Here is a 21,333-nt window from a genome sequence, read left to right as displayed (position 1 = left end):
TTGGCAACACGCTTACTCTCCTCATGGGTACGGACAAGGCCACCGGCAATTTACTGAAATTGGGCCGGCGTCAGGCAGTAATGTTCAATCAATTCACGTAATAGATGCACGGTAGGCTGCAAGCGTGACATTTCGAGGTACTCCCCCGGCTGGTGGGCACAGGCGATATCACCCGGGCCGAGCACCAGGGTCTCGCAGCCAAGGCGCTGAAGATAAGGTGCTTCGGTGCCAAACGCTACTGCTTCGGCACGATGCCCGGTCAACCGCTCTGCCACTCGCACCAACTCGGCATCCTCGGGCTGCTCGAAAGGCGGGACCGCGGGGAACAGCGGCGCATAGTCGATCTTCACTTCATGGCGTTCGGCAATCGGCTTGAGCTTCTGCCGGATGGCCTCGCGCAGCACATCCGGATCCATGCCCGGCAGGGGCCGCAGGTCGAACTCCAGGGAACACTGGCCACAGATGCGGTTGGGGTTGTCGCCGCCATGGATGCAGCCGAAGTTCAGGGTCGGTTGCGGGACGCTGAACTGCGCATTGCGGTACTCGCGCTGCCACAGCAACCGCAGGCCCCGCAGCTCGCCAATGGCATCGTGCATGGCTTCCAGGGCACTGCGACCCAGGCTCGGGTCCGACGAATGACCGCTGCGGCCGAGGATATCGATGCGCTCCATCATCACCCCCTTGTGCAGGCGGATCGGCTTGAGCCCCGTAGGCTCGCCGATGACCGCCGCGCGCCCCAGGGGCCGGCCGGCTTGCGCCAAGGCCCGCGCCCCGGCCATGGAGCTTTCTTCGTCGCAAGTGGCGAGGACCAGCAGCGGCTGCTTGAAAGGCTGATCCAGCAGGGGCCGCACTGCCTCGATGATCAGGGCGAAGAAACCCTTCATGTCGCAACTGCCCAGGCCGACCCAGCGGCCGTCGACTTCGGTCAGCTTCAAGGGGTCGGTCTGCCACAGCGCGCTGTCATAGGGCACGGTGTCGCTGTGCCCAGCCAGTACCAGGCCGCCAGGGCCACTGCCGAAACTGGCCAGCAGGTTGAACTTGCCGGGGCTGACCTGCTGGATATCACAGACAAAACCCAGGTCGCCGAGCCAACCGGCCAGCAGGTCGATCACCGCACGGTTGGATTGATCCAGTGCTGCTTGAGTGCAGCTCACCGATGGCGCGGCGATCAGCGCGGCAAACTGATCCTTCATGGACGGCAGGGGCATGAGCTGTCTCCGGGAATCCCAATGTGAGGCCCATCATAGAGGCATCCCGCAAGCGGAAGGAACCGCCGCGGCACCTGCGGGCGCCTTGTCCTGTACACTGCACGGCCTTGGCAGCCAACTCTTCCCCGGCTGCGCTCCCGATCCTGGATTTTCCGGCCATGCAGAAAGAAACCGAAATCAAACTCCGCGTCAGCCGCGAAACCCTCGCCGCCCTGCGCGAGCACCCGCTACTGAAAAAACGCAACAAAAGTGGCTGGGAACGCCGTGAACTGATGAATCAGTACTTCGACACCCCAGAACGCGACCTGGCCCGGGCCAAAGTCGCCCTGCGCCTGCGTCGCGACGGTGACGCGGTGATCCAGACCCTGAAGACCAGCGGCCAGAGCGTCGCCGGCCTGTCCGAACGCAACGAGTACGACTGGCAACTGGCCAAGGCCAAGCTGGACGTGAAAAAGCTCGAAGGCCAATGCTGGCCCGAAGCCCTGGCCGAACTGGACAAGAAGACCCTCAAGCCATTGTTCACCACGGATTTCGTCCGCGAGCGCGCGGAAATCGCCTGGGGCCGCGGCAAGGCCAAGGTGGTGATCGAAGCCGCCCTGGACTTGGGCCAAGTCATCGCCGGCAAGCAAAAGGAAGAAATCTGCGAGCTGGAACTGGAGCTGCGTGAAGGCGAACCGGCTGCCCTGCTGGAGTTGGCAGCGGAGCTGGCCCTGACCCTGCCGCTGATGCCCTGCGACATCAGCAAGGCCGAGCGCGGCTATCGCCTGTTCGACGCCGGCAGCTACTCCCTGAGCCTGCCCGCGCCGCAATTGAGCGCCGAGACGCCCCTGGACGAAGCTTTCGCCGCTCTGGCCTGGCACCTGCTGGGCAGCAGCCAGCGCCTGGCCGAGCAGTACCGCTTCAATGGCCACTGGCGCCTGCTGCAGGACTGGGTGGACAACCTTGCCGAGCTGCGAGCCCTGGCCAGCAGCCTGGGCCAGGCCGCACCGCGCCAGTCCACCGCTGAATTGCGCAGTGCCCTGGACGCCCTGCTGGAAGACTGGCGTCCGCTGGTACAGGCCGGCCTTGATGACGAAGACGTGCGCAAGGCCGCGCCGGAGCAGTTCATCGAAGAGTTGCAGGACGTGCGCTGGGGCCTGTTCTCGCTGAATACCTCGCGCTGGCTGCTGGCCCGGGCCTGGGCCGCTGACCGCAACACCCGGGGCAACCGCCAGGGCGCCGCACAGCTGGGCAGCTGGTTGCCACGCCTGCTGGCCGAGGAAGCCACCTCCCTGCAACTGCCGCGCTATCAGCAGCAACCGGAAGACCTGGCCGAGCAGTTGCCGCGCATTGAACGCATCCAGGCCTGGTTGCACCACGCCCGCTCCGCGCTGGAGATCCCGGAGCTGGACCGTCTCTATGGCGAGTTGAACAAACTGGCCCAGCTGGCCAACGAGCCGATCACCGACGAAGCCCTCGACGCCCGCAAGCAGCAGGCCATCGCGGTGTTCCAGAACCGTGCCTGGAAAACCCTCCTGCGCCTGTAACCCCGCCCCTCAGCGCATGACCGGCAGGCTGGTGGTGGACTTGATCTCCGACAGGGCAACGATCGAGTTCACCTCCTGGATACCCGGCACCATGGACAGCTTCTCGAAGAAGAAGCGTTCATAGGCTTCGATATCCGCGGTCACGATCCGCAGCAGAAAGTCCACCGCGCCCATCAGCACATAGCACTCCAGCACTTCCGGAAAGCCGCGGATCGCCTCGGTGAACTCGGTGAAGTTGGAGCGCCCGTGAGCGTTGAGCTTGATCTCGGCGAAGATCTGCGTGTTGAGGCCGATCTTCTTGCGGTCCAGCAGGGTCACCTGGCCGCGGATCACCCCCTCCTCCTTCATCCGCTGGATCCGTCGCCAGCATGGCGACTGGGACAACCCCACCTGCTCGGCGATCTGCGCACTGGAAAGCGAGGCGTCCTCTTGCAGCAGCGCGAGGATGCGGCGGTCATAGGCGTCCAGGTCGCTATGCATAATAAATACCCATAAACATTAAAAATTGAATTGAACAATTCATATTCAAGCAAATAAACCCAATCTTAGATAAGAAATACCCGAAACCGAATGTAAAAATTTCTCCACTGACCTGGAGACCGCCATGCCCCCTTTCGAGCCAGCCCCCCGCGCCGATGCCTGGAACCTCAACAATGCTCACTGTCGCGTGCACTACCGGATAGTGGCCGACGCCGAGGCCGATGTGCTGTGCCGCATCCTCAACCACTTCGCCCTGCAGTTCCTGGTGCCGCAGCGGGTGTCGATGCAGCAGCAGGACGCCACGCTGTATATGGAGGTGGAACTCGACGACCTGAGCTGGCATCGGGCCCAGGTGATCGGCGCAAAGCTGCGCAACCTGATCAGTGTCTGTGACGTGGAGCTGGAGCTGGCGGAACCTTCGCGCCTGCAGGCCGCGGGTTGATCCCGGCAAAACCCTGCAACCCTTGGCAAGCATTCCCTTGAGGCCCCGGGGACTATTCTTGGCTGTTCGTGGTCAGAGACCCACATCTGGACAACAGCCCCAAGGAATCGCCCATGAGCGCCGCGCACCTTCCCCAGGACCGCTGGCTGGACCTCAGCGAACTGCTGCGTGAATTGCTGGCCCAGGGCCGCATCAGCCAGGATGCCGCCGAGCAGGCCATGAGCGTCCGGCATCAGGCAGCCGGTAACCTGCTGCATCCCCTGGAAGTGATCGCCGGCCAGCAATTGCCCGACCTGCAGCACCCCGGCGCACATCTGGACCTGGACAGCCTCACGGCCTGGCTGGCCCGGCAAGCCGGTCAGCCTTACCTGCGTATCGACCCCCTGCGCATCGACGTGGCCAGCATCACGCCGTTGATGTCCTTCGCCTTCGCCCAGCGGCACAAGATCCTTGCCGTGGCCGTGGATGGGCAGAGCGTTACCGTGGCCAGCGCCCAACCTTACGTCAGTGCCTGGGAAGCAGACCTGGCCCATGTTCTCAAGCGCACGGTGCGACGGGTGGTGGCCAGCCCGCTGGACATCCAGCGCCTGACCCTGGAGTTCTATCGCCTGGCCAAGTCGGTCAGCGGCGCCAGCAGCGAACAGAAAGCCAGTGGCCTGGGCAACTTCGAGCAACTGCTGAAACTGGGGGCCAGCGACCAGGAGCCGGATGCCGACGATGCGCACATCGTCAATATCGTCGACTGGCTGTTCCAGTACGCCTTTCAGCAAAGGGCCAGCGACATCCATATCGAACCCCGCCGCGAGCACGGCACCCTGCGCTTTCGCATCGATGGCGTATTGCACAACGTCTACCAGTTCCCGCCCCAGGTCACCCTGGCCATCGTCAGCCGCCTCAAGAGCCTGGGGCGCATGAACGTCGCGGAAAAGCGCAAGCCCCAGGATGGCAGGGTCAAGACGCGCACCCCCGACGGCAGCGAAATCGAGTTGCGGCTCTCGACCCTGCCCACGGCGTTCGGTGAAAAGCTGGTGATGCGCATCTTCGATCCCCAGGTCCTGCTCAAGGATTTCGACCAGTTGGGCTTTGGCACCGATGACCTGAGCCGCTGGCAAGCCATGACCACCCAGGCCCACGGCATCATCCTGGTCACCGGGCCCACCGGCTCGGGCAAGACCAGCACCCTCTACACCACCCTGAAGAAGCTCGCGACCCCCGAGGTCAACCTGTGCACCATCGAGGACCCGATCGAGATGATCGAACCGGCGTTCAACCAGATGCAGGTCCAGCACAATATCGACCTGAGTTTTTCCAGCGGCGTGCGTGCACTGATGCGCCAGGACCCCGACATCATCATGATCGGCGAGATCCGTGACCTTGAGACTGCGGAAATGGCCATCCAGGCCGCACTTACCGGGCACCTGGTGCTGTCTACCCTGCACACCAACGACGCCCCCGGCGCCATCAGCCGGCTGCTGGAACTGGGCGTGCCCCATTACCTGATCAAGGCCACCCTGATCGGGGTCATGGCCCAGCGCCTGCTGCGCACCCTCTGCCCGTACTGCAAGGTTCCCGCCCAGCTGACGGAGGATGACTGGGAAAGCCTGACCGGAACCCGGCACCTGCCACCCGCTGCCGGCGGCCAGCGCGCGGTGGGCTGCGCCGAATGCCGGGGTACCGGTTACCACGGGCGCACCGGGGTCTACGAAATCATGCCCTTGGGTTCCCCCCTCAAGGCCCTGATCCATCGCGACCTGGATCTTGCCCGCCTGCACCACCAGGCCTGTGCCGACGGCATGCGCAGCCTGCGCCTGGCTGCCGCGCACAAGGTTGCCCAAGGCCTGACCAGCCTTGAGGAAGTGCTACGGGTCACGCCCGGCAACCAGCCCCCATAGCGGCACAGGAGGCGAACCCCAGGCGCTGGACTACGCTTGAGTCACCGCCGAGAAAAGCAGGGAGCCCGGTATGAACATTCGTCAAAACATGCTCGCCACCGGGGTTGTCAGCCTCCTGGCCATTGCCCTGGTGGCCGGGCTGGGTTTATGGGGCCAGTCACGCCTGGCGCGGGCACTGGTGGACAACGAGCTCAACGCCAGCGCCCTGCGCAACCACCTGGAGGCCGACATGATGCACGACGCCCTGCGGGCCGATGTGCTGGAGGCCCTGAGCAGCCAGCCCGGCGATGCCGCCGCTGGCGAAGAGGTCCGCAATAGCCTGCGCGAACACGGCGACTGGTTCCGCAAGGCCCTGGCGGAAAACGCCAAGTTGCCCCTGGCACCGGAAATCCGCAACGCCATCACCGAGCTGCAGCCGGTGCTGGAAAACTACATTCATGCCGCCGAGAACATCGCCGGGCAGGCCCTCAAGGACCCACAGGCCGCGCGCCTGCAAATGCCGGAGTTCTCCCAGCGCTTCAGCGAAGTGGAGAGCCGCAACGCCGCCCTCAGCAGCCAGATCGAAGCCAGCACCGCCCAAACCCGCGAACTCAGTGAAAGTGCAGTCCGCCAGGCCGCCTGGTGGCTGATCGGCGGCAGCCTGCTGGCCGCCCTGGCACTGGCTCTGTTGACCCGGCAGCTGCTCACCCGGGTGCTCAAACCCCTGGAAAAATCCGTGGCCACCGCCCGAGCCATTGCCCAGGGCAACCTGACCACGCCTATCAGCGTCGACAGGCATGACGAGGCCGGCCAACTGCAACAGGCCCTTGGAGAAATGCAAGACAACCTGCGGCAGATGATCACCACCATCCGCCATGAAAGCGAAGAGTTGCGCGGCCGCTCCCACAGCCTCAGCGACACGTCGCTGAGCATTGCCGACGGCGCCAGCGAACAGGCCGACGGCGCCACCAACATGGCCGCCGCCATGGAGCAGATGATCAGCAATATCGCCCAGGTGGCCGAACACGCGCGCAATGCCCAGGGCATTGCCGCCCAGTCCGAATCCCTGGCCGGTAGCGGCGGCCAGGTAATCCTCGGGGTCGTGGACGGCATGAGCCATATTGCCGAGGCGGTGAACCAGTCTTCCCGCAGCATCACCGCCCTGGGCCAGTCCTCGGAAGAGATCCACTCGATCATCCAGGTGATCAATGGCATCGCCGAGCAGACCAACCTGCTGGCCCTGAACGCCGCCATCGAAGCCGCCCGGGCCGGGGAAGCCGGCCGGGGGTTCGCCGTGGTGGCTGACGAAGTGCGCAATCTGGCAGCCCGCACCGCACAGTCCACCCGGGAAATCACCGGCATGATCGAACGCATCCGGGAAACCACCGAACAAGCCGTGAACAGCATGCAAACCGGGGTCAGCCGGGTCAACGACGGGGTCCAGATGGCCCAGCAGGCGGGCACCTCGATCAATGAGATCCGCCAGGGCGCTCAGCGCTCGGCGGTGATGGTGGAGGAGATTTCCCTCACCATCGGCGAGCAGTCCAAGGCCAGTAGCGAAGTGGCGCAACGGGTGGAGATGATCAGCCTGGTAGCCCGGCGCAACAGCCAGGCCATGCGTGAGCTGACCCAGACCGTGGAGCAGATGGAAAACTCCGTGGCCACCTTGCAGACCTCGGTCACCCGCTTCCAACTGTGAGGCCACGGGCACGCCGGTGATGTGTGTCCTGATGATGCAAGGGCCACGGTATCTCTGCGCGCGACCGGGCGCCGCCGTACACTCGCCCCCTGTGCCCCTTGATCACATCTGAGCAGGAGAATGTTATGCAGATCGGAAGCGTGTTGTTACTTTTCGTCGGCCTCGCCGTGGCCATCGTCTTCATGGGTTTCAAGGTCGTGCCCCAAGGCTACCAATGGACCGTGGAACGCTTCGGCCGCTACACCAACACCCTGAAGCCGGGGTTGAACATCATCATTCCGGTGATGGATCGCATCGGGCGCAAGATCAACGTGATGGAAAGCGTGCTGGATATCCCACCCCAGGAAGTCATCACCGCCGATAACGCCACGGTGCAGATCGACGCCGTGTGTTTCTTCCAGGTGGTCAACACCGCCCAGGCCGCCTATGAGGTCAACAACCTCGAGCACGCCATCCGCAACCTGCTGCAAACCAATATCCGTACGGTACTCGGCTCCATGGAACTGGACGCCATGCTCAGCCAACGTGACGGCATCAACGAGAAACTCCTGCGAACCGTCGATGAGGCCACCGCCCCCTGGGGGATCAAGATCACCCGGATCGAAATCAAGGACATCAGCCCACCCGCCGACCTGATGGCGGCCATGTCCGGGCAGATGAAGGCCGAGCGGGTCAAGCGTGCGCAGATCCTCGAAGCCGAAGGCCTGCGGGCCGCCGCCATCCTTACCGCAGAAGGCAAGAAGCAGGCACAGATTCTTGAAGCCGAGGGCGAACGCCAGGCGGCATTCCTCGAATCCGAAGCCCGGGAGCGTCAGGCCGAAGCCGAGGCCCGGGCGACCCAAGTGGTGTCCGAGGCGATTGCTACCGGCAACGTCCAGGCGATCAACTACTTCGTCGCGCAGAAATACATCGATGCCCTGGGCAAACTGGCGTCGGCCAACAACAGCAAGGTGATCCTGATGCCGCTGGAGGCCAGCCAGGTCATCGGCGCCGTGGGCGGCATCGGCGAGATCGTCAAGGCCACGTTCGACAGCAAGAAGGTCTGAGGCAGGCTTCATGTTGGCATTTGTGCAAGCTCTATCGTTCTGGGACTGGCTGGCCCTTGGCACCATCCTGCTGATCTTCGAAGTATTCGGGGCCGGCGGCTACCTGCTGTGGATCGGCCTCGCAGCCGCCACAGTCGGGGTCCTGACCTTTCTCATTCCCGGCCTCTCATGGGAGGTGCAGTTCCTCCTGTTCGGCCTGCTGTCGGTGCTCACCGCACTGTATTGGTGGCGCCGCCAGCGCAGCGTGGTACGCCCCAGCGATCAGCCGAACCTCAACCTGCGGGGCCAGGAGCTGATCGGCAAGACCTTTGTGGTGCACCAGGCGATTGTCGACGGCCGCGGGCGGATCAAGGTGGCCGACGGCGTGTGGATCGCCAAGGGGGCCGACGCCCCCGTGGGCGCCCGGGTGCGGGTGGTGGGCCAGGAAGGCGCAATCCTGTTGGTCGAAAACCTTGACTGATGAGTCACGGAACTCCGCGGGGTTATCTAGAATCAAACGATGCAGATACCCCCTTTCGGAGTCACCCATCATGCGTCTGAAAATTGCTGTCGCCACCCTTGCCCTGCTGTCTCTTCCCGTTGGTTCGGCAATGGCCGACACCTTCTGGCGTAACGTCATTTCCTCCGGGGCCACCACCGGCTCCACCTACCTGACCTTCAAGGACCACAAGTTGATCGTCGCCGCCCAGGATGACGCCGGCAGCTTCGTTGCCAGCGATGGCAGCATTCGCGGCCCGTACCTGGAAGCCGCCATGCAGAAAGTCCGCGCCGACAACCCCGGCCTCAAGGCCACCGACATGGAACTGGCCAACGCCATCCTGGCGAAGAACGCTGTCGCTCAGGAGTAACCGTCGCCCAAGGGATGGCCGACAGCAAACGCCGACCCCAGGGTCGGCGTTTTTGTGTGCCCGATCAGCCGGCTAGACCCCAGGTGTGCGGGACACTGCAGCCAGGCCGGCCAGGGCATAACTCATCATGTGCTCGATCAACGCCGGTGGATCCAGCTCCAGGCCGGGCAACACGTTGCGCGCCAGCGGCTGATGGGCGATCAGCAGGAACAGGCAGGGCGCAAAAACGCTGACGGCGCTGCGCAGGGTAACCGGGTCCTCAGGCGATAGATCCATGATCTGGCCGAGGATGGTGCGCACGATCTTCGCCTTGGGAAACGCCTGCTCCTCCAGGATCGCCGGCAGCACCGCGGAGGGTGACAACAGTTCGCGGGTCAGGACTTTCAGCGCCCAGCCCTCACGCTGGTTGCCCAGCCCCTCGATGAGCACGGTGATGATCGCCCGCAGCTTGTCCTCGGGGCTGCCCTGGCTTTCACTCAGGCTGATCATGGTCTCGATCCGAACCAGGCGGTCGTGGGCCTCGCGCAGCACCGCCCGATACAGGCCGTCCTTGTTCTCGAAGTGGTAGTTGACCGAGGCGTTGTTGGCCCTGGAGTTCTCGCAGATCTGCTTGCTGGTGGTGTTGGCGTACCCCAGCTCAGCAAAAAGCTGGCCGGCCGTTTCCAGGATCTGTTGGCGGGTAGCCTGGCCATCCTGACGCGGCGTACGGGCCGCAGTTGGCTGCGGGGAAGCGGAAACGGCCATAGGCGCTCTCACTAAGTTAAATTCAAATTTGACTTTTGTTTATGGACTGCTTAGCTACAAAGCGCCAGTTTCTCGTTCAATTCCGTTAAGGGTTGCAGCGAAATGGCGGCTATCTGTCAATTCACGCCAAAGGATATCAGCATGGAAGCGCGCAACATGACTCCCTTCACCTACTTCTCACTGCCCATGCAGAAGCTGTTCCTACGCAATCAGGCGGCGGTCAGGAACAAGCCCTACGCCAAGTATTTCCGGTCGGAAATGCGCGTGCCGCTGTCCGCCGTCCGCAAGATTCAGCAAGGCCCCATGGCCCTGGAAGACACCCTGACCCCGAGCATCGAGGACATCAATCGCCTGCTCGAACCGGACTTTGTCAGCGAGGAATCCGGTTACGCCCTGCTACCGGGCCCGATGGCCTACGTGCAAAGCCGCAAGTTCTTCCCCGGCTGCACCGCGCAGATGTTCAAGTGGTGGTTCATCTGGCACCCCGCGGAATCGGAGCGCTACACCCTGTGGTTCCCCTATGCCCATGTCAGCAACCCATGCGTGCACCACCAACGCCTGTGCGATGAGTCCCTGAGTTTTGAGGAACGGCTGTATGGCAACACCTTCTGCGCGTCGGAATATGTCGGCGATCGCCTGATGCACCTGCATATCGACTTCCAGCAGCCGGCCAGCCTGGGCCTGAACACCGATCTGTATCGCGAAGCGAAGATCGACGGCAGTGTCAGCGCCCTGATGAGCCTGGCGGATCATCCTGAGGTGCCGGTGTCGTTGATGGTGCATCTGTTCAAGGAAGTACCGGACGGCATGTACCTGACCAGCCGTTACTGGGTCGGGGCGCACCCGTCGATGGCCCGCTTTCCTGGGGCAGAAAAGGCTGCATCGCTGCTGAAGGAAAATGGCTTTGGCGAGGCCGAACTGGAGACCCTGGCCTACGAGTTCGCGGTGCACGACATGTGCGAGTTCAATCATCTGGCCAGCTTCCTGCCGGACCTGTATCGAGAGTTCGGCACCCCCGCGGCCTGAAACAACAGCCATTAAGCCCGAGAAACTCCAGGGCTTAATGGCTCGAAAGGATCAACGTTGCGTACCAGGACAAACACCGTTGATCAGCAGAGAAGTGAACTCCTCGATGTCCTGTTCCACCGTCAGTTGCTCAGTCAACAGCCGATACCAGCAAAAGCCGAAGATCATATCCAGCAGTAATTCACGGTTGGTGTCCTTGGGCAGCTCGCCGTTGCTGATGGCATTTTCCACCAGTTTTTTCGGCATTTCCCTTCTGCGCTCCATGAACTGATCCTTGAGCTGGGTCAAGGTTGCGGGATCCAGTTGCGCTTCTGCGATCACACAGCGAAAGGCCTCGCCACAAATAGTCTCCCTCCAGACTTTCCAGAGATTTCGCAGCAAAAAGTCGAGATCTGCCTTGAACGAGCCGAGATCAGGAAATTTTCTGACTTGTTCGCTCTCGTTTTCATAAACCTCGGCGATCAACGCCGCCTTGTTCGTCCACCAGCGATAGATAGTTGGCTTGCTGGCCCCCGCCCGACGGGCGACGGACTCGATACTGAGCCCGGAATAGCCGCATTCCTTAAGGATTTCGATGGTGGAAGTGAGAATGGCCTTATGAGTATGGGGACTTCGCAAAGAGCCGATGGAGCTGCGAGAGGGGGTACGAGCCACAATAAAAAATCTCCAGGCAGGGCGCTTGACAAACGCAACGCAGGGTATAGGATTCCCTCGAATCGAAATGAAACGGTCCGTTTCGTTTCATTCTTGAAAGAATCATGAATTTCTTACACCGATCTATCTAGTTTTTAAAATATCGCGTAAGGGTTGAGCAGCTCAGGCCTTGTAACTTGGAGTTCCTCGAATTCGAGGCTTCGGCCCTTTTCCCTTAAGAGATTAGATCGTCTGAAATTATTACTAAACGAAACGTTCCGTATCATAGCACAGTGAGGTGAATAAAAACAGCTTTCGAGTGGGTTTTCCCCTATTTGGAGTCTGCTGTTAAACCGCTCTGGCCTGCAGGTTTCACCAGGTGTGGCCAGGAGAAAGGCAGCAAAACTGTTTTCCGTATGTTTCAAGGGTGCTTCTGAGCAGGCACGACCCAGTTTTCTGAAAAGAATGGAATCAAGAGGAAAATGAACGTGAAAAAGATAGGTATTGTCAGCTATGGCGCGGGTATTCCGGTATGCCGCCTGAAAGTCCAGGAAGTGATCAACGTCTGGAAAAACACCGACCTCAAGCTGGTGGAGGAAAACCTCGGCGTCACGGAAAGAGCCGTGCTGCAACCGGATGAAGATGTCATCACCCTCGGGGTGCTGGCGGCGCAACGGGCCCTGGATAAAGTCCCCGGTCATCAGATCGAAGCCCTGTACCTGGGCACCTGCACCAACCCCTATGACTCACGGGCCTCGGCTTCGATCATCCTGGAAATGCTCGGCAGCGGCTACGACGCCTATTGCGCCGACGTGCAGTTCGCCGGCAAGTCCGGAACTTCTGCCCTGCAGATCTGCCAGGCGCTGGTGGCTTCCGGCATGACGGGCAGCGCCCTGGCCATCGGCGCCGACACCATCAACCGCAACACCGCGCCGGGCGACCTGACCGAATCCTATGCCGGGGCCGGAGCCGCTGCGCTGCTGATCGGCAGCCAGGATGTCATCGCCGAATTCGACGCCAGCTTCTCCTGCGCCGCCGATGTCGCCGACAACATCCGCCCCCAGGGTGATCGCTACATTCGTTCGGGCATGGGCCTGGGCTCGGACAAGAACAGCATCGGCCTGGAAGACCAGACCCGCCGCGCCGCCGAAGGCCTGATGGCCAAGCTGCACACCAGCCCCGCCGACTATGACTATGTGGTGTTCCAGCAAAACCTGGTGTCCACGCCCTACTCCCTGGCCAAGCACCTGGGCTTCAACCCCAAGCAGGTGGAACCGGGCATCTATGCCGGCAACGTTGGCGATGCCGGATCGGCCAGCCCGCTGCTCGGCCTGATCAACGTACTGGACCGGGCACGCCCGGGGCAGAAAATTCTTCTGGTGTCCTACGGTTTCGGCGCCGGCAGCGACGCCATCGCCCTGACCGTCACCGACGCCATCGAGCAGTACCAGAAGCACAACAAGCCTCTGCGCGAACTGCTGGAATCCAAGATCTACGTCGACTACGGCACGTCCATCAAGTACGAGTTCAAGTACCTGCGGGCTGACTACGCCCTGACCGCCTATCTCTGATTACGCCTGTCTACGCAAGGAGCATGCACATGTGCGCACGTCGTGTTGCAATCGTTTCGGCCGCCTATACGCCGAAACCCGGAAGTTCACGAGTTCGGCAGACGTTCAAGGAAATGATCGTCGAGTCCGCCTACAAGGCTCTCAAGGACGCCAAGATGCACCCCCGGGAAATCCAGGCCGTGGCCTATGGTTATCACGGTGAAGGCATTTCCGAATATGGCGGCCTGGGCCCGACCATTTCCGACGCCCTGGGCATCAGCCCGGCGCCGACCTTCATGAGCACCGCCAACTGCACCAGCAGCTCGGTGTCGTTCCAGATGGGCCACCAGATGGTGGCGTCCGGGGAGTACGACATCGTCCTGTGCGGCGGCTTCGAGAAGATGACCGATCACTTCAACTACGCCGAATACATCGGCTCCAGCACTGAATGTGAATACGATTATTTCCTCGGCATTTCCCACACCGATGCCTTCGCCCTGGCCACCGCCGAGTACTTCCAGAAGTTCGGCTATGCCGGTCGCGAGGCCGACGTACTGGCCACCTTCGGCCGGCAGATGCGCATCTACGCACAGAACACCCCCACCGCCACTCGTTATGGCCAGCCGATTCCTTCCCTGGAAGCGTTGAAGAACAGCGAGGCCTGCGGCTCAATGCTGGCCTGGGGCGAAGCCAGTGGCTGCGCGATCCTGGTGGCCGAACACCTGGCCCACAAGTACACCGATAAACCGGTGTTCGTATGCGGTTGCGCCTATACCGGGGTCTCCCACTATTTCGGCACGCGCTTTCACAACCCGACCCTGCATCATCCGGGCCTGCCCAAGGATGTGGGCATGGCGGTTTCGGCCAACTCCATCGCCTGTGCGGAAATCGCCTACAAGAAAGCCGGGATCACCGCCAAGGACATCGACGTGGCCCAGGTCTACGACCTGCTCGGCGCCGGGCTGATCCAGATGGAGTCCATGGGCATCTGTGGCAAGGGCCAGGCCGGCGACTTCGTGCTCGAAGGCGGCATCGCCCTGGATGGCCAGCTGCCGCTCAATACCGACGGCGGCAACATCGGCCGCGGCCATGCCTCCGGCTGCGACGGCATCCTGCACATCACCGAGCTGTTCCGGCAGCTGAGGGGTGAATCCGACAACCAGGTCAAGGGCGCGCGCATCGGCGTGTCGCAGAACCTTGGCGGTTACGCGGCGCACAACTCAGTGATTGTCCTCTCGAACGACTAAGGAGCCCGGACCATGTCCATGTACCCAGAACAGATCCACAGAATGACCACCGCCAGCATGCTTCGCGAATGGCGCGAGCATGGCGGCAAGTACCGCCTCGAAGGCAGCCAGTGCGAAGAATGCAACGAAATCTTCTTCCCCCGGCGCACCGTCTGCGGCGCTTGCAACTCCCTGAGTGTGAAGCCGTATCGCTGCGCGCGCAGTGGCAAGATCGAGGTCATGGCCCCGGCCGAGAACCCGATCCTGGCCGCCATGGGCTATGGCGAAACCGTGCCGCGCATCATGGCCATGGTGCGCCTGGACGACGGCCTGGTGATCGCTTCGGAAATCGTCGATGTGTGCGATCAGCAACAGCTGAAAGTCGGTGCGCCGGTGCGCATGGTGATCCGCAAGCATGTGCGCGAAAGCAACCTGGCCTGGCAATACGCTTATAAGTTCGTACTCGATATATAAGTTGTTATTCAAGGTGCCTTTATATAAGGCACCCTGAAGTTAGCCATTAAAATAAAATCCAACTTAAAAGTTACATCAACGGCAACTTCACGCCCCGAAGTTGCCTTAAGGCCCTGATTTCCTTTAGGGCCTACAGATTCCTGTGCCTATAAACGGGGACTATCCCCACCCCTTAACTTGTTGGCTTACTTAAAGCCAAGGACCCATCATGTCTACACTTTGCCTTCCACACGTCATGTTTCCGCAACACAAGATCACCCAGCAACAGATGGTCGATCACCTGGAAAACCTGCACGCCGACCATCCACGCATGGCCCTGGCCAAGCGCATGATCGCCAACACCGAAGTCAACGAGCGCCACCTGGTGTTGCCGATCGACGAACTGGCAGTGCACACCGGTTTCACCCACCGCAGCATCGTCTACGAGCGTGAAGCCCGGCAGATGTCGTCGGCCGCGGCGCGCCAGGCCATCGAGAATGCCGGGCTGCAGATCAGCGACATTCGCATGGTGATCGTCACTTCCTGCACTGGCTTCATGATGCCGTCGCTGACCGCGCACCTGATCAACGACCTGGCCCTGCCAACCTCCACCGTGCAGTTGCCGATCGCCCAGCTGGGCTGCGTGGCCGGTGCCGCGGCCATCAACCGCGCCAACGACTTCGCCCGGCTCGATGCCCGCAACCACGTACTGATCGTGTCCCTGGAATTCTCCTCGCTGTGCTACCAGCCGGACGACACCAAGCTGCACGCCTTCATCTCCGCGGCGCTGTTCGGCGATGCGGTATCCGCCTGCGTGCTGCGCGCCGATGACCAGGCCGGCGGCTTCAAGATCAAGAAGACCGAGTCGTACTTCCTGCCCAAGAGCGAGCACTACATCAAGTACGACGTGAAGGACACCGGCTTTCACTTCACCCTCGACAAGGCGGTGATGAACTCCATCAAGGACGTGGCACCGGTCATGGAGCGGCTGAACTACGAGAGCTTCGAACAGAACTGTGCGCACAACGACTTCTTCATCTTCCACACCGGTGGTCGCAAGATCCTCGACGAGCTGGTGATGCACCTGGACCTGGCATCCAACCGGGTCTCGCAATCGCGCAGCAGCCTGTCGGAAGCCGGCAACATTGCCAGCGTGGTGGTGTTCGACGTGCTCAAGCGGCAGTTCGATTCCAACCTCAATCGCGGCGACATCGGCCTGCTGGCGGCCTTCGGCCCGGGGTTCACCGCGGAAATGGCGGTGGGCGAGTGGACCGCCTGATGTGACTGCCTGTGCCTGTCCCACCTGACGTTGCCGGGCTGCAGGGCAACGTCGGGTGGCCTCCCACGGCGCTTGCGCCGGGTTCATGGTTTCACAAGGAAGCTGAGCGATGAACACTGGAATGCCAACCACGGCTGCCAACAGCCGTTACGAAAGATCCATGGTGCTGTTGCTGTCACTGAGTTTCGGGCTGGTGGGGCTGGATCGCTTCATCATCCTGCCGCTGTTTCCGGTGATCATGCACGACCTGCAACTGGACTATCAGGACCTGGGCTACCTGTCCGCCGCGCTGGCCTTCACCTGGGGGCTGTCCGCCCTGGGCATGGGCAGCGTGATCGAGCGCCTGGGCACCCGCCGCGTGCTGGTGACCTCGATTGCCGTGCTTTCGCTACTGTCCGGTTTTTCCGCGCTGGCCACCGGCGTGCTGGGGCTGGTGATTCTGCGCGGGCTGATGGGCATCTGCGAGGGTGCCTTCACCCCCACCAGCATCATTGTCACCAATGAAGTCTCGCGCCCCGACCGGCGCGGGCTGAACCTGGGTATCCAGCAGGCGCTGTTCCCGATTCTCGGCCTCTGCCTGGGGCCGCTGATCGCCGCTTACCTCCTGCAAATCACTGGCTCGTGGCGTGCGGTGTTCGCCATCATTTCCCTGCCGGGCCTGCTGCTGGCCGGCTACCTGTGGAAAATCTACCGACCGCTGCCGGCGCCCCAGGCCGACCGCACCGCAGGCACCTGGCTGGCGGCTTTCAAGAGCGGCAACGTGAGCCTGAACATCCTGATCATGTTCTGCATACTCACCTGCCAGTTCGTCCTCTGCGCCATGCTGCCCAGCTACCTGACCGACCATATGCACCTGGAAACCCTGTCCATGGCCTTCGTCATCTCGGCCATCGGCGTGGGCGGCTTCATCGGCCAATTGATCATCCCCGGCATGTCCGACCGTCTCGGGCGCAAGCCGGTGGTGTCGGTGTGCTTCATGACCAGCAGCACCCTGGTGGGCCTGCTGATCGTCAGCCCGCCCCTTCCCTGGCTGCTGTTCCTGCTGCTGTTCCTGCTGTCGTTCTTCAACTTCAGCCTGATCTGCATGACAGTCGGCCCGCTGACCAGCGAATCGGTCACCCCGGCCCTGCTGCCGACGGCGACCGGAATCGTGGTGGGGTTCGGCGAGATTCTGGGTGGCGGGTTGTCACCGGCCGTGGCCGGGTTCGCCGCCAGCCATTTCGGCCTGCCATCGATCCTGTACGTGGCCCTGAGCGGCAGCCTGGCCGGCTTGCTGCTGTCATTCCTGCTCAAGGAACAAGCCCTCGAACCGCGCCGTTCGCGCGTGCGCGAAGCGCTGCCCATCCTCCCCGCCCCCTTGCCCCTGAAGGACTAGAGAATCATGGACGATTACCTGCTGTTGCTGGATGTCTGCCACAAGGACCAGCGCGCCATCGGGCTGTTCGACTTTCACAATGGCCGCAGCGTGCGGGCCTATTCCGAACACGGCGGGCTGTACGAGACCCTGCTGTTCTGCAGCCGTCGCCATCTGGGCTGGAGCGAACACCTGCGCAGCCTCGCGCCCCACCCGCAACTGCCCGCGGACGGCCCCCAGCAAGGCCCGTTGCGCCCACCGCTCAAGCCTCGGGACAACCTGCTGGTGCAGGTCAGCGAAGTCACCCTGAACACTCCGCACACCCGCCAGGGCTGGTTCTACAAGGGCAATGGCAGCCTGCTGAAGACCGACGGCGAGCCGCTGATGATTCCGTACCACGCCCAGAGCATTTCCAGCCAGCCCGGGGTGGTGTGCGTGTACCTGGTGGACCCCTTCGGCCAGTTGCGCTTTGTCGGCTTCAGCCTCGGCCACGACATTCACGACCCGTTGCTGAGCCATCAGGACGCCAGTTCCTGCGCGCAATCGCGGTTGCGCCAGTGCGCCATCGCCCCGGCGCTGATCCTCGGCGAACTGCAGAACAGCCTGTCACTCAATGTCCGGGTCGAACGCCAGGGCACGCCGTTGCCGCAGCGCAGCTATCGCCTCGACCAGCAGAACTGGTGGGCTATTCGCAAATACTCCCAGGCCTTCCTCGAACAGCACGAACAGTTCCTGCAACCGGGCATGGTCCACTATGTGTTCCACAGCGCCAGCCGGCGCGAGAGCGACCTGCAGTTGCAGCACGGTGACTGGCTGGACCTGGACTGCCCGGAGCTGGAACTGGGCCTGAGCAACCAGGTGATCGAGGAAGAGTTGCTGCACCTCTATCCCCTGGAAACCCAACCTGCCCGTGCCAGTAGCCATGGCAGCCAGCCGGCGCGGACGCGCCACCACTACTGAGGCCCGTTCAGCGGTAGTCCGCCAGCGGCACGCAGGCGCAGAACAGGTTGCGGTCGCCATAGACGTTGTCCACCCGGTTCACCGCCGGCCAGTACTTGTGGGCCCGGGTATGGGCGGTGGGCAGCACCGCCTGTTCGATACTGTAGGAGCGCTCCCAGACTCCGGTGATATCCGCCAGGGTATGGGGAGCGCCCTTGAGCGGGTTGTCCTCGGCCGGCCAGTTGCCCTCCTGCACCTGGGCGATCTCGGCGCGGATGCTCAGCATGGCTTCGATAAAACGGTCGAGCTCGGCCTTGGATTCGCTTTCCGTGGGCTCCACCATCAGGGTGCCCGGCACCGGGAAGGACATGGTCGGGGCATGGAAGCCGTAGTCCATCAAGCGCTTGGCCACGTCTTCCTCGCTGATCCCGGTCTGGGCCTTGAGCGGGCGCAGATCTAGGATGCATTCGTGGGCCACCCGGCCGTTGCGGCCGCTGTAGAGCACCGGGAAGGCACCGCTCAATTGCTCGGCCAGATAGTTGGCCGCAAGGATCGCCACCTCGCTGGCATCCGCCAGCTGCGGCCCCATCAGGGCGATGTACATCCAGCTGATGGGCAGGATACTCGCACTGCCCCAGGGCGCTGCGCTGACGGCGCCGTTCTCCGGTAACGGCCCGTCGATGGGCACCACCGGGTGGTTGGCGACAAACGGCGCCAGGTGCGCGCGCACGCCAATCGGTCCCATGCCCGGGCCACCGCCGCCATGGGGAATGCAGAAAGTCTTGTGCAGGTTCATGTGCGAGACATCGGCGCCAATGTCCGCCGGCCGGGCCAGGCCTACCTGGGCGTTGAGGTTGGCGCCGTCCATGTACACCTGGCCGCCGTGGCTGTGGATAACTTCGCAGATCTGGCTGATGCCCTCTTCGTACACGCCGTGGGTCGAAGGGTAGGTAGCCATCAGGCACGACAGGCGCTCGCCGGCCGCCTGGGCCTTGGCCTTCAAGTCTTCCAGGTCGACGTTGCCGGCCTCGTCGCACTCGACGATCACCACCTGCATCCCGGCCATCTGCGCCGAGGCCGGGTTGGTGCCGTGGGCCGACGCTGGGATCAGGCAGACATGCCGGCCGCCTTGCCGGCGGCTCTCGTGGTAGCGACGAATCGCCAGCAGCCCGGCGTACTCGCCCTGGGCCCCGGAGTTGGGCTGCATGCAGATGGCGTCGAAACCAGTGATGGCGCACAGCCAACGCTCCAGCTCCGCGATCAGCAGGCCATAGCCGGCAGCCTGCTCCCGGGGTGCGAAGGGATGCAGGTTGGCGAACTCCGGCCAGGTGATGGGGATCATCTCGCTGCTGGCATTGAGCTTCATGGTGCAGGAGCCCAGGGGAATCATCGACTGGTTGAGCGCCAGGTCCTTGTTCTCCAGCTGCTTGAGGTAGCGCAACATTTCGGTTTCGCTGTGATGGGCACTGAACACCGGGTGGGTCAGGTAGCGCGTGCGTCGCAGCAGCGGGTCGGGAATCCCCGACTCCAGCGCCTCGGCGTCCAGGCTGCTGACATCCAGCCCGTGGTCGGCACCCAGGAACACGTCGAACAAACGGGCCACGGTGCTTTCGTCACAGGTTTCATCCAGGCTCAGCCCCAGCCGGCCACGGCCGAGAATCCGCAGGTTGATCTGCTGCGCCCTGGCGCTTTCGATGATCGCCGTCTGGCTGCCGCCGACCTCCAGGGTCAGGGTGTCGAAGAAGTGCCGATTGACCCTGGCAATGCCGTGGCGCTCCAGGCCGACCGCGAGGATGCAAGTCAGCCGGTGTACCCGCTGGGCAATGCGCTTGAGCCCGGCCGGGCCGTGATAGACGGCGTAGAAACCCGCGATATTGGCCAGCAGCACCTGGGCGGTGCAGATGTTCGAGTTGGCCTTCTCGCGGCGAATATGCTGCTCGCGAGTCTGCAAGGCCATGCGCAGGGCCACCTGGCCGCGGGCATCCTTGGACACACCGATGATGCGCCCGGGCATCGCGCGCTTGTACTCGTCGCGGCAGGCGAAAAACGCCGCATGGGGGCCGCCGTAGCCCATGGGCACGCCGAAGCGCTGGGACGAACCGAGCACCACGTCGGCCCCCAGTTCGCCCGGCGGGGTCAGCAACAACAGGCTGAGCAGGTCGGCCGCGACACAGGCCAGGGCCTGCTGGGCGTGCAACTGGTCAATCAGCGGCCGCAGGTCGCGGATCTCGCCATGGGTGTCCGGGTACTGCAGCAACGCGCCGAACACCTGGTGCCCGGACAATTCGTCGACCCCGCCGACCACCAGCTCGAAACCGAAGCCTTCGGCCCGGGTGCGGACCACGGAAATGGTTTGCGGGTGGCAGTGTTCATCGACAAAGAACAGGTTGCTCGAAGACTTGCTCACGCGCTTGGCCAGGGCCATGGCTTCGGCGGCGGCGGTGGCTTCGTCCAGCAACGAGGCGTTGGCCAGGTCCAGGCCGGTGAGGTCGATGGTCATCTGCTGGAAATTCAACAAGGCTTCGAGCCGGCCCTGGGCGATTTCCGGCTGGTAGGGGGTATAGGCGGTGTACCAGCCGGGGTTCTCCAGCACGTTGCGCAGGATCACCGTCGGCGTCAGGGTGGCGTGGTAACCCATGCCGATCAGGCTGGTCCAGACCTGGTTCTGCCCGGCATAACCCTTGAGCCTGGCCAGGGCGGCCGCTTCGTCCAGGGCCGGCGGCAGGTCCAGTGCGCGGTTGAAGCGGATTCCCGGCGGCACCGTCTGCTCGATCAGTTCGGCCCGGCTGCCCAGCCCGAGGCTGGCGAGCATCGCTTGCTGCTCCTCGGCGTCGGGCCCCAGGTGCCGGTTGAGAAAAGCGTTGGGCTCGCGTAACTGGCTCAAAGATAGCAACTGGGACATGACCGGCTCTCTCCGATAAACGGCGCTCAGCGTCGCTGCAACAGGGTGCCAAGCAGCATAGCAGTCGATTTCCCGCGTCGATGCTCTGGCGTCCCGGGGCAATCGGT

The 21,333-nt window shown here is 62.8% G+C and carries 19 protein-coding genes; 14 read left to right on the top strand and 5 right to left on the bottom strand.

The window, feature by feature from the left end; all coding sequences use genetic code 11:
• Positions 1–50: 50 nt before the first annotated feature.
• On the bottom strand, positions 51–1,208 hold the full coding sequence (gene argE / locus BM382_RS18310; RefSeq protein WP_072443512.1) for an acetylornithine deacetylase: 1,158 nt from the start codon (positions 1,206–1,208) through the stop codon (positions 51–53).
• Positions 1,209–1,366: 158 nt separating this feature from the next.
• Here argE and BM382_RS18305 point away from each other — a divergent pair, with 158 nt between their 5' ends.
• Entirely contained in the window at positions 1,367–2,734 is a 1,368-nt protein-coding gene (locus tag BM382_RS18305; RefSeq protein ID WP_019093576.1) for a CYTH domain-containing protein, read from the top strand.
• Between the two features lie 9 nt (positions 2,735–2,743).
• Here the strand turns inward: BM382_RS18305 and BM382_RS18300 are convergent, their stop codons facing one another.
• The gene (locus BM382_RS18300; RefSeq protein ID WP_011064117.1) at positions 2,744–3,214 is read right to left on the bottom strand and encodes an Lrp/AsnC family transcriptional regulator; all 471 of its coding nucleotides are present in this window, start codon (positions 3,212–3,214) and stop codon (positions 2,744–2,746) included.
• A 124-nt stretch (positions 3,215–3,338) separates the two neighbouring features.
• Between BM382_RS18300 and BM382_RS18295 the strand changes: the two genes are divergently transcribed.
• From BM382_RS18295 to BM382_RS18270, 6 genes are all read left to right on the top strand, one after another.
• Positions 3,339–3,656, top strand: coding sequence for a hypothetical protein (locus BM382_RS18295; protein ID WP_011064118.1), 318 nt, complete (start codon positions 3,339–3,341; stop codon positions 3,654–3,656).
• A 113-nt stretch (positions 3,657–3,769) separates the two neighbouring features.
• Positions 3,770–5,548, top strand: a complete 1,779-nt coding sequence (locus tag BM382_RS18290; protein ID WP_072443510.1) for a type IV pilus assembly ATPase TfpB — start codon at positions 3,770–3,772, stop codon at positions 5,546–5,548.
• Positions 5,549–5,618: 70 nt separating this feature from the next.
• Complete coding sequence (locus BM382_RS18285) at positions 5,619–7,226, top strand: methyl-accepting chemotaxis protein (protein WP_011064120.1); 1,608 nt, start codon at positions 5,619–5,621, stop codon at positions 7,224–7,226.
• A gap of 125 nt (positions 7,227–7,351) precedes the next feature.
• The gene (locus tag BM382_RS18280; RefSeq protein ID WP_011064121.1) at positions 7,352–8,272 is read left to right on the top strand and encodes an SPFH domain-containing protein; all 921 of its coding nucleotides are present in this window, start codon (positions 7,352–7,354) and stop codon (positions 8,270–8,272) included.
• Positions 8,273–8,282: 10 nt separating this feature from the next.
• Positions 8,283–8,732, top strand: a complete 450-nt coding sequence (locus BM382_RS18275; protein ID WP_065365057.1) for an NfeD family protein — start codon at positions 8,283–8,285, stop codon at positions 8,730–8,732.
• A 70-nt stretch (positions 8,733–8,802) separates the two neighbouring features.
• A complete protein-coding gene (locus BM382_RS18270; protein ID WP_011064123.1) occupies positions 8,803–9,120 on the top strand; it encodes a DUF2388 domain-containing protein in 318 nt (105 codons plus the stop codon).
• Positions 9,121–9,192: 72 nt separating this feature from the next.
• Here the strand turns inward: BM382_RS18270 and BM382_RS18265 are convergent, their stop codons facing one another.
• Positions 9,193–9,864: a TetR/AcrR family transcriptional regulator gene (locus tag BM382_RS18265; protein ID WP_011064124.1), complete on the bottom strand. Its 672-nt coding sequence runs from the start codon at positions 9,862–9,864 to the stop codon at positions 9,193–9,195.
• A gap of 141 nt (positions 9,865–10,005) precedes the next feature.
• On the opposite strand from BM382_RS18265, the gene BM382_RS18260 reads away from it, so the two are divergent.
• Positions 10,006–10,890, top strand: coding sequence for a 2,4-diacetylphloroglucinol hydrolase (locus BM382_RS18260; RefSeq protein ID WP_019093573.1), 885 nt, complete (start codon positions 10,006–10,008; stop codon positions 10,888–10,890).
• A gap of 51 nt (positions 10,891–10,941) precedes the next feature.
• Here the strand turns inward: BM382_RS18260 and BM382_RS18255 are convergent, their stop codons facing one another.
• A complete protein-coding gene (locus BM382_RS18255; RefSeq protein WP_011064126.1) occupies positions 10,942–11,544 on the bottom strand; it encodes a TetR/AcrR family transcriptional regulator in 603 nt (200 codons plus the stop codon).
• Between the two features lie 461 nt (positions 11,545–12,005).
• On the opposite strand from BM382_RS18255, the gene BM382_RS18250 reads away from it, so the two are divergent.
• The 6 genes from BM382_RS18250 to BM382_RS18225 all read left to right on the top strand — a co-directional run bounded on the left by BM382_RS18250 (position 12,006) and on the right by BM382_RS18225 (position 18,345).
• Positions 12,006–13,094 carry a hydroxymethylglutaryl-CoA synthase gene (locus BM382_RS18250; protein WP_072443508.1) on the top strand — a complete coding sequence of 363 codons (1,089 nt, stop codon included), beginning with the start codon at positions 12,006–12,008 and terminating at the stop codon, positions 13,092–13,094.
• A gap of 29 nt (positions 13,095–13,123) precedes the next feature.
• Positions 13,124–14,320 (top strand): thiolase family protein, encoded by a 1,197-nt coding sequence (locus BM382_RS18245; RefSeq protein WP_072443506.1) that lies wholly within the window; start codon positions 13,124–13,126, stop codon positions 14,318–14,320.
• 12 nt (positions 14,321–14,332) lie between these two features.
• A complete protein-coding gene (locus BM382_RS18240) occupies positions 14,333–14,773 on the top strand; it encodes a Zn-ribbon domain-containing OB-fold protein (protein WP_011064129.1) in 441 nt (146 codons plus the stop codon).
• Between the two features lie 208 nt (positions 14,774–14,981).
• Positions 14,982–16,031, top strand: coding sequence for a type III polyketide synthase (locus tag BM382_RS18235; protein ID WP_011064130.1), 1,050 nt, complete (start codon positions 14,982–14,984; stop codon positions 16,029–16,031).
• A 109-nt stretch (positions 16,032–16,140) separates the two neighbouring features.
• The gene (locus BM382_RS18230; protein WP_011064131.1) at positions 16,141–17,406 is read left to right on the top strand and encodes an MFS transporter; all 1,266 of its coding nucleotides are present in this window, start codon (positions 16,141–16,143) and stop codon (positions 17,404–17,406) included.
• 6 nt (positions 17,407–17,412) lie between these two features.
• Positions 17,413–18,345, top strand: coding sequence for a PhlI (locus BM382_RS18225; protein WP_015637424.1), 933 nt, complete (start codon positions 17,413–17,415; stop codon positions 18,343–18,345).
• A 7-nt stretch (positions 18,346–18,352) separates the two neighbouring features.
• On the opposite strand, the gene gcvP is transcribed toward BM382_RS18225, so the two are convergent.
• Positions 18,353–21,226, bottom strand: a complete 2,874-nt coding sequence (gene gcvP / locus BM382_RS18220; protein WP_053154443.1) for an aminomethyl-transferring glycine dehydrogenase — start codon at positions 21,224–21,226, stop codon at positions 18,353–18,355.
• Positions 21,227–21,333 lie beyond the last annotated feature (107 nt).

This window comes from Pseudomonas sp. NFPP25 (assembly GCF_900116505.1).
GTDB lineage: Bacteria > Pseudomonadota > Gammaproteobacteria > Pseudomonadales > Pseudomonadaceae > Aquipseudomonas > Aquipseudomonas protegens.
This window is presented reverse-complemented; position numbering and strand designations above follow the sequence as displayed.

What these genes read in the sequence shown, in the direction of transcription:
- BM382_RS18280 (WP_011064121.1), top strand. Translation starts at nt 7,352, where the DNA reads ATGCAGATCGGAAGCGTGTTGTTACTTTTCGTCGGCCTCGCCGTGGCC.
- BM382_RS18300 (WP_011064117.1), bottom strand. Translation starts at nt 3,214, where the DNA reads ATGCATAGCGACCTGGACGCCTATGACCGCCGCATCCTCGCGCTGCTG.
- BM382_RS18225 (WP_015637424.1), top strand. Translation starts at nt 17,413, where the DNA reads ATGGACGATTACCTGCTGTTGCTGGATGTCTGCCACAAGGACCAGCGC.
- BM382_RS18265 (WP_011064124.1), bottom strand. Translation starts at nt 9,864, where the DNA reads ATGGCCGTTTCCGCTTCCCCGCAGCCAACTGCGGCCCGTACGCCGCGT.
- gcvP (WP_053154443.1), bottom strand. Translation starts at nt 21,226, where the DNA reads ATGTCCCAGTTGCTATCTTTGAGCCAGTTACGCGAGCCCAACGCTTTT.
- BM382_RS18235 (WP_011064130.1), top strand. Translation starts at nt 14,982, where the DNA reads ATGTCTACACTTTGCCTTCCACACGTCATGTTTCCGCAACACAAGATC.
- BM382_RS18305 (WP_019093576.1), top strand. Translation starts at nt 1,367, where the DNA reads ATGCAGAAAGAAACCGAAATCAAACTCCGCGTCAGCCGCGAAACCCTC.
- BM382_RS18295 (WP_011064118.1), top strand. Translation starts at nt 3,339, where the DNA reads ATGCCCCCTTTCGAGCCAGCCCCCCGCGCCGATGCCTGGAACCTCAAC.
- BM382_RS18275 (WP_065365057.1), top strand. Translation starts at nt 8,283, where the DNA reads ATGTTGGCATTTGTGCAAGCTCTATCGTTCTGGGACTGGCTGGCCCTT.
- BM382_RS18250 (WP_072443508.1), top strand. Translation starts at nt 12,006, where the DNA reads ATGAACGTGAAAAAGATAGGTATTGTCAGCTATGGCGCGGGTATTCCG.
- BM382_RS18270 (WP_011064123.1), top strand. Translation starts at nt 8,803, where the DNA reads ATGCGTCTGAAAATTGCTGTCGCCACCCTTGCCCTGCTGTCTCTTCCC.
- BM382_RS18290 (WP_072443510.1), top strand. Translation starts at nt 3,770, where the DNA reads ATGAGCGCCGCGCACCTTCCCCAGGACCGCTGGCTGGACCTCAGCGAA.
- argE (WP_072443512.1), bottom strand. Translation starts at nt 1,208, where the DNA reads ATGCCCCTGCCGTCCATGAAGGATCAGTTTGCCGCGCTGATCGCCGCG.
- BM382_RS18260 (WP_019093573.1), top strand. Translation starts at nt 10,006, where the DNA reads ATGGAAGCGCGCAACATGACTCCCTTCACCTACTTCTCACTGCCCATG.
- BM382_RS18285 (WP_011064120.1), top strand. Translation starts at nt 5,619, where the DNA reads ATGAACATTCGTCAAAACATGCTCGCCACCGGGGTTGTCAGCCTCCTG.
- BM382_RS18230 (WP_011064131.1), top strand. Translation starts at nt 16,141, where the DNA reads ATGAACACTGGAATGCCAACCACGGCTGCCAACAGCCGTTACGAAAGA.
- BM382_RS18240 (WP_011064129.1), top strand. Translation starts at nt 14,333, where the DNA reads ATGTCCATGTACCCAGAACAGATCCACAGAATGACCACCGCCAGCATG.
- BM382_RS18245 (WP_072443506.1), top strand. Translation starts at nt 13,124, where the DNA reads ATGTGCGCACGTCGTGTTGCAATCGTTTCGGCCGCCTATACGCCGAAA.